Source organism: Terasakiispira papahanaumokuakeensis, assembly GCF_001709345.1.
Taxonomy (GTDB): Bacteria; Pseudomonadota; Gammaproteobacteria; order Pseudomonadales; family Halomonadaceae; genus Terasakiispira; species Terasakiispira papahanaumokuakeensis.
Window position 1 is genome coordinate 2127216 of sequence record NZ_MDTQ01000001.1, and the last position, 15286, is coordinate 2142501.

The window sequence follows — 15286 nt, forward strand, 5'->3', positions numbered from 1 at the left end:
TCAATGTGACCCAGTTAACTGAACGGAGTTTATGCCATGGCTCAGCCTTCGAGTACTGCTGCGACCTTATCCGGGCACGGCATCATCGCATTATCAGCCATCTGCGGTTTTGCGGTAGCCAACCTCTATTATAGTCAGCCGCTACTCCCCCAAATGGCGGCAACCTTTACTTCAGATGTGTCAGCACAAGGCGCCATTGCCATGTTGACTCAAGCCGGATACGCCGTCGGATTACTGTTATGGGGACCGCTAGGTGACCGGCTCGACAGGCGACGGCTAATGACCGTGCTATTGGTGATCAACCTAGCCAGCTTATCACTTTGCGCAACAGCCTCTAGCCTGAGCGGGTTACTGATGGCATGCGTCGCGATCGGTCTGACAGCAGTAAGCGCACAGATCATTATTCCGGCAGTATCCGGCCTAGTGGATGCCCGTCATCGCGGTCAGGTCATAGGCAAACTGATGAGCGGTCTATTCGCTGGCACATTATTAGCGCGAACCCTAAGCGGTTTTGTCGCAGCTCATACCAGCTGGCGGACAGTATTTGAATTGGCCGCCATAATCGATGTTGCCATGATTGGCCTGATCTGGCGTTACTTGCCTGCCACAGAGGCGACTAGCCATTTACCCTATCCCCGGCTGTTATCTTCGCTGTGGCATTTGCTCGTCAAACAACCATTACTGCAAGAAGCATGCTGTATGGGGTTTCTATTATTTGCTGCATTCAATGTAGTGTGGGCGGCACTCGCATTAATGTTAGCCCAGCCACCTTATCACTATGACAGCGAGGCGGTGGGTCTCTTTGGGCTGGTCGGTGCGGTGGGGATACTGGCATCATCAAGCATTGGCAGCCTGACCGATCACTGGGGCGGACGCAGCGTAGTCACATTGGCTGCGGCACTGATTATGTTAGCCTTCATATGCGTCATAGGATCCAGCCTTCACCTCATATTTCTAATGATTAGCCTGATCATCCTCGACCTGGGAAGTCGAGCGAATTTAGTCGCTAATCAGACTCGGCTTTATGCGCTTTTACCTGACGCACGCAGTCGCCTCAACACCGTATTCATGACCAGTTATTTTTTAGGCGGTGCTGCGGGCTCAGCAATGGGCACATCGGCCGCAGAATGCTGGGGCTGGAATGGCATAGCGGCAACAGGTGTTCTGTGTGCATTGTTAGCGCTACTGATTGGACATATTTACCGTAAGAAGGTGAACGCCATGGTTGAATGATGTAGACAGACCCAAGGGCTTAACCGAGTACAAGCGTTATATACGAGGAGATTAGCTAGCCCCTTGCATCAAATGAGCATGCAATAAATCTAGGCCTGGCCGAGACGCGCTATTAAACAAAGGAGTCGGCACTTCGTACAATTGGCCTATTGGGGCTCCCACTCGCTCTCGACCAGACAGCCCCTCTTCTACATCAAAACCAAATCGCCGCCAAAAATTACGCCGTGCCGCTAGTGGTTCAAGATCAACTCGACGAGGCTTGCCCAAACGTCCACCCAAAACCACATCAGGATCAATGACCGGCTGTAACGTTGCAATCAGGCTATTCACCAAAAAAGAGGATACCCCTTGTCCCGACATAGGATTAGGTAAATCATCTTCCGTTAAAGGTGATGTCCCTATTAATCGCTCAATACGTAGCGCCCCTAGCTGGGTCGGGGTCACTTCAATATGGGCATGACAAACCTGACCTTCAGGTTTGGCACTGAATCGCAGTGCCAACATATCACCTTTTTTACAGCCCGATAACATCACAATGCCACCCGGGGTACGAAACTGAGTACGTAACCCATCGACCATTTCTAACAGCCGGACATAATTTTCAGCAGACATTGAGCGTGACCAAGCAGTTTAACGAAGGATTAATAAATTATTATATAACGACGTAACGATATAGCGCACTCAGTTTAAACCCTGTAACAAGCCGTATAACTGCAGTGCCAATAAATTTAAACAAGTCATGACCATCAAAAAGCCTGAGTTATGGCGCACCAATGTCAATGCATTCACACCAAACCGGCCCTGCATGGCTAAATGCGTTCCCGAAAAAGCCGATATATTGACGCCCAGGGACCAACTCATCAGGAATGTCATTCCCAAAAGCTGGGGATCAGGATTAACACTCGCCACCAATCCGCTTAACGTCGCGATGCCAGTAACCGGATGCACCCCTAGCAATGCCATCGCCAACAACAGCAGCAATAAAAGGCACGCTTGATTGGCACCGAAATGCTCAATACCTAAAGAAAACCCAGTCACCTGAACCACCGCACTAATGCCTGCCGCCAGTACGCCTGCCGCCATAAATAGCAGCATTTCGCCCGACATCCCTGGCAATCCTTGCTCCACATGCCGTTTCAACGGTATCAAGAGCATGACCCATCTGCGCGATGTCCAGGCGCGATAACTGAGCGTGAAGATGACCATTAATAATGCCAATCCCGAAATCAGCGCTAGAATCGGCCCTGATGGCCATAACCAATGAAGCAACAGTACTGCTGCAGCCAACCCTCCCGGCATTGATAAGGTTTTCCACTGCATGGGAAAGCCCGACATCTGAGCAATGTCAGGTAACCGTTTGAGCTGCCACGCCGTCAACCATAATCCCATCGCAGCCAATGGCATGCCCGCCAATAATAGCCCCCAGAGAGAAGCCCCAGGGGCATTAGTTAATGCAACCCCCATGGCCACGAAAAAGGGCGACCATTGAGCGGCCAGACTAAAACCCCGTGTTAACGTTAGCGCTTGCCATAAGGTCAGCTTGCCGTCTCGAGCCATACGTTCACCCATAATCATCATGGATGAAAAGTTAATCACGGCACCGAGCAAATGAACGCCTAATAAGGTCCGATATAAAGCACTTGGTCCCGTAGGTTGCTGATCATGCTGATCAATTTGAGCCACCAGCCGTAAAAAGCTTACAGACATCAGCATCATCAATAGTGCTTGATTCGCCAGTAACACTTGAGGCCATGCGGTCGCCCACACATCAGGAGATCGCCATAAAGCCCAAGCCATTAACACGACCCCAACCAGCAGCATCAGCAACACTTGTAGGCGCTGTAACCCGCGTAGCTGACGAAATAAAACCCCAGCAGCCACCCAAGCCAACACCCCACCCAACAAGGGCCAGACCGACTCTCCCATATCGAAGAGTTGTGCCCATAGCGCCAAGACCACCATCCCGGCCTGACATCGCCCAGCCCATGCTAAATGACGCGGCCAGATCATTAAGCCCATTGCTCCCAGAAGTAGCGTCCCAACATCACCAAACAGACACTGACCAAAATAGGCTTAATCAAACGCGTTCCACCCAATACCACCGCATGAGTGCCGAGCCAGGCACCACAGGCTTGTCCCAACATCATGCTAAGCCCAGCCAGCCATACAACATGACCACTGAAAACGAACACCAGCACAGCCGCCAAGTTAGTCGCAAAATTCATCACCTTGGCATTCAGTGTGGCCTTCACCAAAGCCTGACCGCGCAATGCAACACCGGCCGTTGAGAAAAAAGAGCCCGTTCCTGGCCCAAACATACCATCATAAAATCCAATCACGGGAACGACGCAGAAGCGGTAAAACGCTGGGCCCACTCGCGGAACAGTATCCACATCACCGGCCCGAGGTGCTAGCAGGTAATAAAGTGCAATCGCCCCTAAAACGACCGGAATAATGATGTCGAGAGAGTTTGCATCAATAAATTGCACACATAAGGCACCAACGGCAGAACCTAATAGTGCAGAAACAAACAGCGCACGGACCTGAGACCAACGCAACAATCGTCGACGCAACAGAGTCGACGTTGATGTAAAGGTGCCCGCCACTGCTTGAATTTTATTCGTCGCCAGTGCTTGCAAGGGTGGCACGCCGGCCAATAACAATGCAGGAATCGTAATTAATCCACCACCGCCTGCTAACGTATCAATAAATCCTGCGACCAGGGCAACAAACCCCAGCATCACAACAACATCCATCGACAAATCAATCACTTCAAGTCTCCAGACCGAATCACCACCATCCCAATGCGATAATGGCTCAATAAATAACCCGCTCTATCACTAAAATATCCCCCCATAGCCCTCACCCATTAGCCGCGAGGTAGCGCCTATCCATATAAAATCAGGGGGTACCCGCAACAGTGGAGGGCGCCAAAGCGTCGATTTCTTTAACCGTTAACATGCGCCAATGTGCTTTTTTTAAATCAGGATCTAACTTCACCGCACCCACTTGTTCACGATGTAGTGCCACGACACGATTTCCCAATGCAGCCATCATCCGTTTGACTTGATGATGACGCCCTTCTTGAATCGTTAATAACACTTGAGTCTCTGAAATACGCTCAAGATGAGCCGGCCGAGTAGGCGTTGTTTCGCCATGTAGCATCAAGCCATCGCGACAATATTGTTCTGCTTCACTGATCAAAGGTTCGGCCAGATCAATACGATAGACTTTATCGCAAGCGTGATGAGGCGAAGTAATCCGGTGTGACCATTGCCCATCATCGGTAATCAGCACCAGACCTGTCGTATCAGCATCTAAACGACCGGCAACATGCAACTGTGATTTGGCGGGCAACTGAATCAAGTTCATCACCGAAGGATAAAGCTCATCGACATTAGAGCAGATATAACCCTCAGGCTTATATAACATGAGATACCTAAGGCCTTGCGGCGTAATCACCTCGCCCCCCCAGACAACCTCATCATCTGCCGCTAGCTGTAGCGCCCCCTTTTTAACCACAGCACCATTCACCGTCACTTGGCCCTGCTGAAGCTCACGCCTAGCATAAGTTCGGGTTAAATCCGTATTATCACAAAGAAATTTATCTAGGCGCATCAGATGAATGCTTCCCTTAATATGACTTGAGTTATATGACTTGAATTAACTGGCTTCAGTTGATGATCATCAAAGCTTGTGAATACGCCTAAGGCGCGCGATCAATCGCGGGTATTGTACCCTTAGGGCATCACACTGAGAACGATTGGAACATGTGAACGACTACGACACACTAACGAAGGGAGCGCCTTGGCCCTTGCTTTAGCCAATACACTAAAACCCGTTCACCCGCTCGCTGAAAGTCAATGAGTCTTTTTCTGCTGATCAATAGAAAGGATAAAATTGTGAACCCTCATTTAGATCAAGCAACACCGCAGCCGTTGATCACGCTGTACTCCGAAGGTCATCACCAACATCACGGTCAAGCAGAACTCAAAGATGGGCAGCTTGTCCCTTGTTTTGAAAAGCCGGCACGAGCCGACATGATTCTGGCGCAACTTAGAGAGGCCCACTTAGGCGCGATCAAAACACCTGAAGAAGTGTATCCCGAAGTGCAATCGCATTGGCAACAAACACTCGCCAAAGTCCACAGCCAGGACTACATCGATTTTCTAGCCAATGCTTGGCGGGAATGGAGCGCTGCAGGCCATCAACATGACATGCTACCCTTAGCCTGGCCTCCTAGAAGAACAACCTCAATACGAATACCTGACAGTCTCGATGGCCGTCTCGGTTATTACAGCTTCGACGCAGGCGCCCCCATCAATGCCGGTACCTGGCCTGCGATTACCGATACAGTTCAAGTCGCGATTGCGGCGGCAGAATTACTACACCGCCAACAGAGTCATGTCTTCGCACTCACACGTCCTCCAGGCCACCATGCCGGCCGTGACTACATGGGGGGATACTGCTATTTCAATAATGCGGCTGTCGCTGCTCAGCATTTACTTGATCGAGGCGCTCAACGCATCGCGTTACTTGATGTCGATTTTCATCATGGCAACGGCACGCAGGATATCTTCTATGCGCGCGATGATGTTTTGTTTCAATCCATTCATGGCGATCCTCGCGCTTGCTATCCCGGGTTCACAGGTTATGCGGATGAAACAGGCGAAGGTCCGGGCAAAGGATTCAACCAAAATTATCCTCTTTTACCCGGCAGTGATTGGTCCGAATGGTCTCAAGCACTAGCGCTGTCCATCATCAAAATCAACCACTATGCAGCAGATGCCTTAGTGCTATCTCTTGGCGTTGACACTTTTGAGGGCGACCCTATTTCGCACTTCAAACTTAAAAGTGAAGACTACATCAAGATGGGACAACGCATTGCCGAAGCCAACATACCTGTCGTCGTCATTATGGAGGGCGGCTATGCTGTTGAAGAGATCGGGCTGAATACACGCAACCTATTAATAGGCCTCATGACGCCACCGCAAGAGTCATAAAGGGCTGACCAAAACCAACAAACCTCAGGGCCAAAACTCGACCCTGAGGCGTTGTCATTATACGGCAATCACCTGCTGCACTAATTTCAACAGATCAGCAGACTGATAATCGGGCTGAAAGCCTTCATCATCAACCGCTTTTCCTGGCCGAGCAATAAACCCTGTCTGCATACCTGCTTGCGCAGCGCCGATCAGATCCCAGTCATGCGCCGCAATCATTGTGATTTGATCGACAGCTTCACCGACTTGCTCAATGGCATAGGCATACACTGCCGGTGCGGGCTTGTACGCCTTAACCGCTTCAACACTGAGCACACGGTCAAAAAACGGACGTAAACCGGCATGGGATAACTGTTGTTCAACCGCCTCAGCCCCCCCATTGGTTAACGCCACCACTTGCTGCCCATGATCTTTCAGCCACTGTAATGCAGGAATAACATCCCCATGAGCAGGCAATGTCATCAGTCGCTCAACCAACCCATCTTGATGAGTATGGCTGAGCACAATGTCATGTCGGGCAGCAACCTGCCGTAAAGCACCTAACGCTAATGTAATAAACGGGGTAAATTGGCCTGTCAGCGTTTGTGCCATCCATGCCGATTGCAAAGTCAGAAACCACTCGACTCGACCATGCCCACTTTCAAACCGATCACCAAAATAACGATCTAGTGCCCCAAAATCCAAAAGAGTTTCATTCACATCAAAAATGATGGCCATGTAGCGACTCCATTCAACGCCTTGATCAAACAACATTGTTTTGATCAATAACACGCTCAGTATCGGCCAATCTCATAGGGAAAAGCCAGTGAGCGATCTTAATTGTCTGTTAACCTAATGATTTCAGCATGTCTCCAACATGATTCTCAGTCCATTGAGGGTCTAAACATTGATCAAGAGATTGCTCAACGAACTGCAAGAAACCGAAGGCTGCGCGCGGTAAGCGACAATCTCGACGCGCAATAAAGTGCCAGTGGCTTTCTAGCGGAAAACCCTCTACCGGCAAAATCGTCAAACCGACATCTTGTGCCGGTAATACATGCCGGGATAATACCGCCAGCCCCATGCCAGAAGAGACGCCAATACGAATAGCTTCATTACTGGCCATTTGAAGTGTAGCGCCTAAAGTTAAACCTTGGCTTTGAAGCCAGCTTTCAAACAACATTCGTGATGCCGATCCAGGCTCACGCAATAAAAAGCGCTCATCCAATAAATGAGATAAGCTCAAGTGCTCACTCTCGGCCTTAGGGTGACCTTTCGGTGCCACCACCACTAAAGGGTTTCGTAAAAACCGTCCAGCACAGGTCGCTTCAGATGCGGGTGGGTGGCTGAACACATAAAGATCATCTAATTGTCGATCAAAACGCGCTAAAACCTGTTGCCGATTACCAATCTCTACCGTGACCTCCACTTGTGGAAATGCATGGCTGTATGGCCCCAGAATTCTAGGCAGCACATATTGAGCCGTATTGACCAATGCAATACTGAAACGCCCTTTCTTGCCCGCCTCCAACTCACTGAGATAATCATCGAAATCATCAAAGCGTCCAAGCACGTCGACACAGGCTCGATATAACTCTCTCCCGGCATCGGTGAGTTGCCACTGATTCCCCTGAGCAGTAAACAAAGGCACGCCAACAGCCTCAGCTAAACGTTTTAATTGTTGGGACACCGTCGGCTGGGTTAAATGCAAACGCCGTGCCGCTTCGCTATATGAGCCCGTTGTCACAACCGAGACAAAGACTTGCAGCAACCGAAATGTCAGATGTCGAATATTCATAAAGTCCAATACAGCCTTCTACCTAATTGCCATTAAGGCAGCATATAGCCAACCACATACTCACCACATATTCACCACATACTCGCTACATACTGAGTCTAACTTCGGACACCCCAGGTCCCCATCGCGATCCTCTTGCATAGATTATCATCTATGCCAAGTGAGATTAGTTTTAATTAGTCACTATACCCATGACACGCCACAATGCGCACTACTTCAGTTCAGAGCACTCAACCGCATCGCTTAATGCACTGAAATCACGATCAAATACTTTTCATGAACTTCATCGAGAGAATCGATCATGCCTGACATAGTAGTGATGTTTTTTCTTTTAGGTGTCGTCGCAGGGCTTGCCCGCTCCGACCTCAAAATCCCGAAAGCCGCTTACGATACTTTGAGCCTACTGCTGATGCTGACGATTGGTTTAAAAGGTGGGATGGCCCTTCATGGCCATTTACGCTGGTCGATGCTGCCGGAACTATTGATGGTCACCATACTCGGCATCATCATTCCATTAGCGGTTTATCCCATTTTGCGCAGATTAGTACGGCTGCCACAGGCCGACAGCGCCAGCATTGCCGCCCACTATGGTTCAGTCAGTGCCGGCACTTTTGCGGTGACGATTGCTTATGCTGAAAGCCTCAATATGCGCATTGGTCCAGAAGTCACGCTCTATTTAGCACTATTGGAGCTTCCTGCCATTGTCACAGGCATCCTCATCTTCAGACGTGTCAATACTGACCGCTCGGGATCGACAGAAGGCATGTGGCATGAAGCACTGACCAGCCGAGGGGTGATTTTACTGGCAGGCGGTGTTGTCATTGGCTTGCTCTATGGTCCACTGCAAGGTGCTGCCGTTACAGACCTGTTTACCCATGCTTTCAAAGCCGTATTGGCACTCTTCCTGCTGGAAATGGGATTAACCGTATCCGAAACATTACGTCCGATTCCCTGGCATCGCTGGAAAGTTCTATTATTTGCACTGGTCATGCCGACGATTCTGGCTATGCCAGGGTTGTTGACAGGCCTTCTGCTAGGCCTGCCGGATGGCTCAACCCTGGTACTGGCCGCATTAACGGCTAGCGCCTCTTATATTGCCGCGCCTGCAGCCATCCGCAATGCCATTGCAGATGCGGATATTGGCCTTGCCATGATGGCCTCTCTAGGCGTGACCTTTCCTTTTAACGTTATCGTCGGGATTCATCTTTACCATCAGATTCTGTTGGCCCTTTAAGATCACCCAACGCCCACATGAATTCTCTGACCTGGGCATCTAACGATGTCCAGGCTTCCAACCCACCCACTTCTCGCCACCACAACGTCACCGTCGCACTGCCACGTTCGACCGCCAAGACTTCATCAGGAAGAGCCTGCAAAAAATGTTGCAAGGCTTGATATTCCGCTGGATTCAAGCGGCTTTCATCGCCCTGATCGCAATACCAGCCTATTGATGAAGTACACTTGTTTTCAGATGCCGAGTCGTCACACGGCTCATGAGGTTGTCGTAACCAGCGCATATAGCTCAATGGCGCCCCAGTCGACTCTCGTACCCATTGATAGGCCGTTGCAGGATACATTTTATCTTTTATTTTCAAAGGCCCAAGGCGGACCCGGACACCTGACGTCGCAGCTTGCTGGCGCCATTTCATACGTAAGCGTTCGCGGCTAGAAGGCCACAACCAACTGATTGGCGCTAAAACCAACAGTGCAGCTAATAAAAGCCAACCACTCATGCCATCTCCTAGACTGAACTCAATAAACAGCGTCAATTTAAAGTGGCAAAGTGACGCATCACATAGCCGAATGTTATAAAAAGGAGGTAAAGTGTAATGCGTACCGCAACAGGCTGCGAATGTTTATAGGCAGCCTGCTGGCGCCATCAACCAATATCAACCACACAAGGACACTGGCAATGAGTCATTATCATAATATCCTGGTAGCGATCGACCTGAGTGATGAATCTAAAAAGGTATTGGATCGAGCCTGGCAAATTGCCGAGCGTAACCATGCGGAAGTCTCTGTTCTGCATACACTGGAGCCGCTGGGTTTTGCTTACGGTGGGGATATTCCGATGGACTTGTCCAGCATTCAGGATCAGCTGGATGAACATGCGCATAAACGTTTAAAAGAATTGGCTGCTGATTTCAAAATCCCTGAAGAGCGGCAGTATGTCGTTGTCGGGATGCCCGATACTGAAATCCACCGAATGGCCAAAGAGAAAGACTTTGATCTCGTTGTCGTCGGCAGCCATGGTCGGCACGGCCTGCAACTACTACTCGGCTCAGTGTCCAGCGGCGTCCTTCATGGTGCCCCATGTGATGTTTTGGCCGTTCGCGTGGGTGAGAGCCAGTAACGCCCCCAAACCAGCTTCAGCTCAGTGCTCCGTTAATGCGCTGATCCATGAACAGCCCCATTTAGGGGCTGTTTGCTATAGAGTGAACCGCTATAATTAAGCCAAACCGATTCAACGATGAGCCAAGAGAAACACGCTAAGATGACTGCTTCAAGCTTACCCGATGCCGAACATCAGCTCGATACTCGTGGACTCTACTGTCCTGAGCCCGTCATGATGTTACACAACCAAATTCGTGATATGTCTCCAGGAGAAGTCGTCCATGTACTGGCGTCTGACCCTGCCACCGAGCGCGATATCCCCAAATTTTGTAACTTCCTCAAACAATCATTACTGGCTTCAGAAACGACAGAACAAGAGTTTCACTATTGGATCAAGAAGAGCTAATTCCCCCATGTTGCCATCTCCCAAACAACAGATGCCGGCATGAGAATGGCGCCCTTTCATTGCTATCCAGGCGCGCCTGTTTTTGATCAAACCCTAGTAGCATCAAGCCCAAGAGGCGTCGAGCCCAAGCTGAATCGCTAAAGAGGCCATCACAACCGCCACAGTCAGATCAATACAACGCCAAGCCCAAGGCCTTGCCAACCAAGGCGCAAGCCAACTCCCTAACCCCGCAAGCCCCAAAAACCACAGCGCGGACCCGCTGATAGCGCCCAGAATAAAAAGAGAGGGCAACTCACTTCGCGAACCGACGATCCCCACCAGTACCAATGTATCCAAATAGACATGAGGGTTCAGCAAAGTCACCGCCGCCGTTGATGCCAAAACAGCCCATAGCTGACGGTTCGACACTTGCTGAGCGGCAAGCACTTCGGTCGAACACAACGCTCGTTTAAAGGCTAAGAGGGCATAACAGCTTAAAAATATGACAGCTCCCCAACGAATCATATTGAGCCACGAAAGGTGCTGCTCCAAGAAAAAGGCCACGCCCAAGACACCTGCACTCATCATGATGGCATCACAGACTAAACAGAAAAATGCGACGGGCCAGTGATGCTCACGTCGCAAGCTTTGTCCAAGCACAAAGGCATTTTGTGAACCAATGGCAATGATCAGGCCTGCTGACAGCATCAGACCGTTCATATAACTCTCAAACCAGAAGCTGCTTTCCATCTCCACGATCACTATCTCTGTATGTGTATTTCAGCTCATCATGCTCATGGATAGTTAATAAGAAAAGTTAATTATGCTATACAATCATTAGCAAAATTAATAACAATGGACGCAAACGACATCATCAGATCTCATCGGAACCCCATCAATGCTGGACTATAAATTACTCGCGGCTTTAGCCGCCGTCATCGAGCAGGGTACTTTTGAGCGCGCAGGCCAACATCTTGGACTGACTCAATCGGCCATCTCTCAACGAGTCAAATTACTGGAGAGCCGACTAGGTTGCCCAGTACTTAAAAGAACCCACCCGCTGAGCGCAACAGACGTCGGCCAGCGCCTCATGAATCACATTCAACAAGTCAGACTGTTGGAAGGTAACTTAATTGAGCATGTCCCTGCGCTTGGCCCCATTGAACAACGCCTACGCATTGCGCTTAATGCCGATTCATTGGCGACTTGGTGGTGCCCAGCAACAGCCTCATTGGCCACCGAACCAGCCGGGCTCATTGAGCTTGTGATTGAAGATCAGGCCATCGGCCTCAAAAGAATGCAAGAAGGCGATGTCGCCGCTTGCCTATGCAGTAGCGAGATGCCCATACAAGGGGCACGCAGTCATTTCTTAGGTCATATGCGTTATCGTGCTCTGGCCAGTCCTGATTATGTGAATCGCTACTTTCCTAATGGCACAACGTCTGAAGCTCTTAGCCAGGCTCCAGCACTGGTCTTTGGTCCAAACGACAGGCTGCAGCATGACTACCTTGCATCCATCGGCTATCACCACACGTTTCCCTATCATGGCTGCCCAACCGTTGAGGGATATTTAAGAATGGCTCTGAACGGCTGGGGATACGGCATGATCCCTGAGATTCAAGCCCCAGATGCGCTAAAAGAAGGGAGACTCGTCGATATCCAACCAGGGACTTGGCTGGATGTGCCACTTTATTGGCATCACTGGCGTCAAAGCAGTCGTTGGATCGAGACCTTTACTCAGCAGCTCATCAAACAGGCGCCTCAATGGCTTAAGCCGTAAAAGCGCCAATAAATATGAATAAGCAGACGACAAACCAGTGGAAATCAAAAAGACTGCAACTCAATACGTTTATAGGCCAACAAGAGGTCCATCGTCACTGTCAACGACCGAAAGAATAGATTGCGTCCAGCGCTGGGCTTGAATAAAAAACTCATTCATTCTTTGCACCATCTCTGAAGACAGCTCATCTTTTCGCGCCTGCTCAAATAAACGAACACGGTGCAAAATACTACCTAAAGGGCCCGCTTCATCCGTAATAGCAGTACGGACATTTTGCGCAAAGCGTACTTGAGAAAGCACTTGGTCTAAAGGTTGATCCAATAAACGATCCATCATTGAGAAAAAGCCAACCGTAAAGGCGCTTTGAGCACAGACATATGGGCTCATCAGGTGGAGTGCTAAACGTTCACACAGAGCGGCTCTCATCAACGCTAAAGGCAGCAACAAACGACTAGACGGACTATTATCCGCTAAGATAATCGTCATCACCAATCGCTGAACATTACGAATACCCAATAACGTTAATGCTTGGCGAATACTCGAGACCTCGTGACGTCGTCGCAACGCCGATGAATTCACATAGTTAAGCAATTTCAGACATAAGAAAGGATCTTGTATAATCAGCGCCTCGATATCTTCAATCTGAACATTATAATCATTCAGACGCCGCATCAATTTAAGCTCGATCGCCTTATTACTACTGCGCTTTCTCCGCGTTGCCGCATGAACCTGCGGCCGGGCGAAAAAATACCCCTGAAAAAGATTAAATCCCGCCTGGCGGCAGCGCTCAAAATCAGTTTGTGTTTCCACACGTTCAGCAAGCAACTGCAGCGGATATTGCCTTAATAAGGATAAATCGGAAGACGAAAGAGGAAACCTTAAATCAACCTTGATGATATCAGCCAGTGGCAACAAAGCCCGCGTACTATCATTGAGTACAAAATCATCTAGCGCAATACGATATCCGAGTGATCGTATAGACTGCAAAGACCGAATCAGCGACTCATCCGCCACAACATTTTCCAGTACTTCGACCACAACTTGGTGTGCAGGCAGAGGGAGCAATTCAGGCTTTAATAACCACTCACGCGGTGCATTAAAGAAAATATCACGCTGACCAACCAGCGCTTCTGGTCCGGTCTCAAAGAATACCGCATTGAGGACGCGCGCCGTAGCGAGTGTATCATCTTCGATACAAGCTCCGGATGCATCCGGATGGTCACGATATAATAGCTCATCCCCAATATGTCGTAACTGAGCATCGCAGATAGGCTGTAACGCCACACAATATTCAGCCAAGTTGCTTCTCCTCGCCCCTGGTGCTTAATGCTGACATCCCTGAAGCAAGGTCAACTCACGCATAGAAACCACGCATCAATGAGTCATCCCAGGCTGTTGATCCGCCTACCTCCATTCAGGCAAGTTGCCATGATAACATTCTTTTATCTTAAATCTTTATAACATATGCAACAGGCCCCGAAAAAAACCGCATCACCACGAAGCACTAGACTTAATACTCAATATTTGAGAACAATTTTTATGCCACACAACTCAAATCCACCCTCTCATTATATAGGGATATTTCAACACAATCACTTCAAGGCCATTACGCCCTTCAACCCATATCAAGCTTAACTGAATCAGCTCAACGGATCACCAGAAGCTTCATCGATTACAGCACTCACTTGGCGAGGAGGAGCGGCCCGAGTTGCCCACCAGCACATCAACGAGCCTACGACGACCAACCCCGCCCCGATCCAAAACGCATAGCCCAACGCAGTCGAGAGTTGCCATGCCGCCAAAACAGCAGAAAACACAGGCACAAAGTAAGAGAGCGTTGATAATAAGGTCATATTGCCATGCAGAATCCCTAGATTCCAGGCCGCATACCCACCGCCCATAGCCACTGCTGCCATCAATAAAGTAGCGATTGAAGACCAGGAAAACGACGCCAGAGATAATGTCGTGACATCACTGACCGCATATTGACTCCAGAGAGTAATTGCCGTCAGCGAGAAAAAAATCACAATACCGTTATGTCCTTTTGCCATGAGCGTTGTGACATTACAGTATACCGCCCATATCACAGCCCCACAGAACGCCATAACATAGCTCGTCGGTGCTGCGCCCACACGCAATAACATCTGGTTCAGAGACCACTCGCCTTGCCCAGAAAGCACCCAGCTGATTCCAGTAAATGAAACGATCAGCCCAATCAGTAAACCTACTTTAAAACGCTGTATGCCTAATAAAACAGCGACTGCAACAGTCAACCCAGGCCAAAGATAATTCACCATCCCAACTTCAATAGCCTGAACCCGGTGATGTGCTAACCCAATAGAGAGTGACAAACAAAGCTCATAGGCCACAAATAAAATACTGCCGATGATCAAATAGTGTTTTGGCATCAAATGAACCTTGGGCCAACCACACAGAAGTAGTTGTAGAACAGCACCCAAGGTATACACCAGTGCAGCACCGGCAACAGGCCCGAAATCCTCACTCACCAGCCTTAACAAACCAACAATGCTGCTCCAAAGAAAAATAGCCACTAATCCAAGGGCCGTTCCTTGACGAGAGGTCATCAACACATCCTATATGGGGTATCTTCAACGGGGGTCAACGAGTGATCAACATGATGAACTATCAGGCGAGGGTCAAAAGCGCTTACGTCTGAAAGAAACACTCAATTCAATATTTGAGCACATAAACACAAGAACCAAGGACTTTATTCAAGCAGGATCCAAACACTCGACTCCTGACACCGACTCAAC

At 49.4% G+C, this 15286-nt stretch carries 16 protein-coding genes; 6 read left to right on the forward strand and 10 right to left on the reverse strand.

Annotated features, from left to right (window positions below):
* The first annotated feature begins 36 nt into the window (after positions 1-36).
* Positions 37-1233 carry an MFS transporter gene (locus BFW38_RS09285; RefSeq protein ID WP_068998151.1) on the forward strand — a complete coding sequence of 399 codons (1197 nt, stop codon included), beginning with the start codon at positions 37-39 and terminating at the stop codon, positions 1231-1233.
* Positions 1234-1284: 51 nt separating this feature from the next.
* Here the strand turns inward: BFW38_RS09285 and BFW38_RS09290 are convergent, their stop codons facing one another.
* The 4 genes from BFW38_RS09290 to rsuA all read right to left on the reverse strand — a co-directional run bounded on the left by BFW38_RS09290 (position 1285) and on the right by rsuA (position 4851).
* On the reverse strand, positions 1285-1845 hold the full coding sequence (locus BFW38_RS09290) for a hypothetical protein (RefSeq protein ID WP_068998153.1): 561 nt from the start codon (positions 1843-1845) through the stop codon (positions 1285-1287).
* A 69-nt stretch (positions 1846-1914) separates the two neighbouring features.
* Positions 1915-3243: a hypothetical protein gene (locus BFW38_RS09295; RefSeq protein ID WP_068998155.1), complete on the reverse strand. Its 1329-nt coding sequence runs from the start codon at positions 3241-3243 to the stop codon at positions 1915-1917.
* Complete coding sequence (locus tag BFW38_RS09300) at positions 3243-4004, reverse strand: TSUP family transporter (RefSeq protein WP_245686126.1); 762 nt, start codon at positions 4002-4004, stop codon at positions 3243-3245. Before BFW38_RS09300 ends, BFW38_RS09295 begins: the two co-directional genes overlap by 1 nt.
* Before the next feature lie 130 nt (positions 4005-4134).
* Positions 4135-4851 (reverse strand): 16S rRNA pseudouridine(516) synthase RsuA, encoded by a 717-nt coding sequence (rsuA, locus tag BFW38_RS09305; RefSeq protein WP_068998157.1) that lies wholly within the window; start codon positions 4849-4851, stop codon positions 4135-4137.
* Between the two features lie 284 nt (positions 4852-5135).
* Between rsuA and BFW38_RS09310 the strand changes: the two genes are divergently transcribed.
* Positions 5136-6236 (forward strand): histone deacetylase family protein, encoded by a 1101-nt coding sequence (locus BFW38_RS09310; protein ID WP_281180392.1) that lies wholly within the window; start codon positions 5136-5138, stop codon positions 6234-6236.
* A 57-nt stretch (positions 6237-6293) separates the two neighbouring features.
* Here BFW38_RS09310 and BFW38_RS09315 read toward each other — a convergent pair whose 3' ends face one another.
* Both BFW38_RS09315 and BFW38_RS09320 read right to left on the reverse strand, forming a co-directional pair.
* The gene (locus tag BFW38_RS09315; protein WP_069000352.1) at positions 6294-6953 is read right to left on the reverse strand and encodes a haloacid dehalogenase type II; all 660 of its coding nucleotides are present in this window, start codon (positions 6951-6953) and stop codon (positions 6294-6296) included.
* A 109-nt stretch (positions 6954-7062) separates the two neighbouring features.
* Positions 7063-8013 carry a LysR family transcriptional regulator gene (locus BFW38_RS09320; RefSeq protein ID WP_068998158.1) on the reverse strand — a complete coding sequence of 317 codons (951 nt, stop codon included), beginning with the start codon at positions 8011-8013 and terminating at the stop codon, positions 7063-7065.
* Between the two features lie 301 nt (positions 8014-8314).
* Here BFW38_RS09320 and BFW38_RS09325 point away from each other — a divergent pair, with 301 nt between their 5' ends.
* Positions 8315-9247 carry a sodium-dependent bicarbonate transport family permease gene (locus BFW38_RS09325; protein WP_068998160.1) on the forward strand — a complete coding sequence of 311 codons (933 nt, stop codon included), beginning with the start codon at positions 8315-8317 and terminating at the stop codon, positions 9245-9247.
* On the opposite strand, the gene BFW38_RS09330 is transcribed toward BFW38_RS09325, so the two are convergent.
* Complete coding sequence (locus BFW38_RS09330) at positions 9201-9746, reverse strand: hypothetical protein (protein ID WP_068998161.1); 546 nt, start codon at positions 9744-9746, stop codon at positions 9201-9203. The genes BFW38_RS09325 and BFW38_RS09330 overlap by 47 nt on opposite strands.
* Before the next feature lie 179 nt (positions 9747-9925).
* Here BFW38_RS09330 and BFW38_RS09335 point away from each other — a divergent pair, with 179 nt between their 5' ends.
* Positions 9926-10366 carry a universal stress protein gene (locus BFW38_RS09335; RefSeq protein WP_068998163.1) on the forward strand — a complete coding sequence of 147 codons (441 nt, stop codon included), beginning with the start codon at positions 9926-9928 and terminating at the stop codon, positions 10364-10366.
* A gap of 141 nt (positions 10367-10507) precedes the next feature.
* Complete coding sequence (gene tusA, locus BFW38_RS09340; RefSeq protein ID WP_068998164.1) at positions 10508-10753, forward strand: sulfurtransferase TusA; 246 nt, start codon at positions 10508-10510, stop codon at positions 10751-10753.
* A gap of 102 nt (positions 10754-10855) precedes the next feature.
* Here the strand turns inward: tusA and BFW38_RS09345 are convergent, their stop codons facing one another.
* Positions 10856-11452 (reverse strand): LysE/ArgO family amino acid transporter, encoded by a 597-nt coding sequence (locus BFW38_RS09345; protein WP_245686127.1) that lies wholly within the window; start codon positions 11450-11452, stop codon positions 10856-10858.
* Positions 11453-11630: 178 nt separating this feature from the next.
* On the opposite strand from BFW38_RS09345, the gene BFW38_RS09350 reads away from it, so the two are divergent.
* On the forward strand, positions 11631-12512 hold the full coding sequence (locus tag BFW38_RS09350) for a LysR family transcriptional regulator ArgP (RefSeq protein WP_068998168.1): 882 nt from the start codon (positions 11631-11633) through the stop codon (positions 12510-12512).
* 69 nt (positions 12513-12581) lie between these two features.
* Here the strand turns inward: BFW38_RS09350 and BFW38_RS09355 are convergent, their stop codons facing one another.
* Positions 12582-13811: an EAL and HDOD domain-containing protein gene (locus BFW38_RS09355; protein WP_068998169.1), complete on the reverse strand. Its 1230-nt coding sequence runs from the start codon at positions 13809-13811 to the stop codon at positions 12582-12584.
* Between the two features lie 341 nt (positions 13812-14152).
* Complete coding sequence (gene yddG, locus BFW38_RS09360) at positions 14153-15097, reverse strand: aromatic amino acid DMT transporter YddG (RefSeq protein WP_068998171.1); 945 nt, start codon at positions 15095-15097, stop codon at positions 14153-14155.
* Positions 15098-15286: the final 189 nt, after the last annotated feature.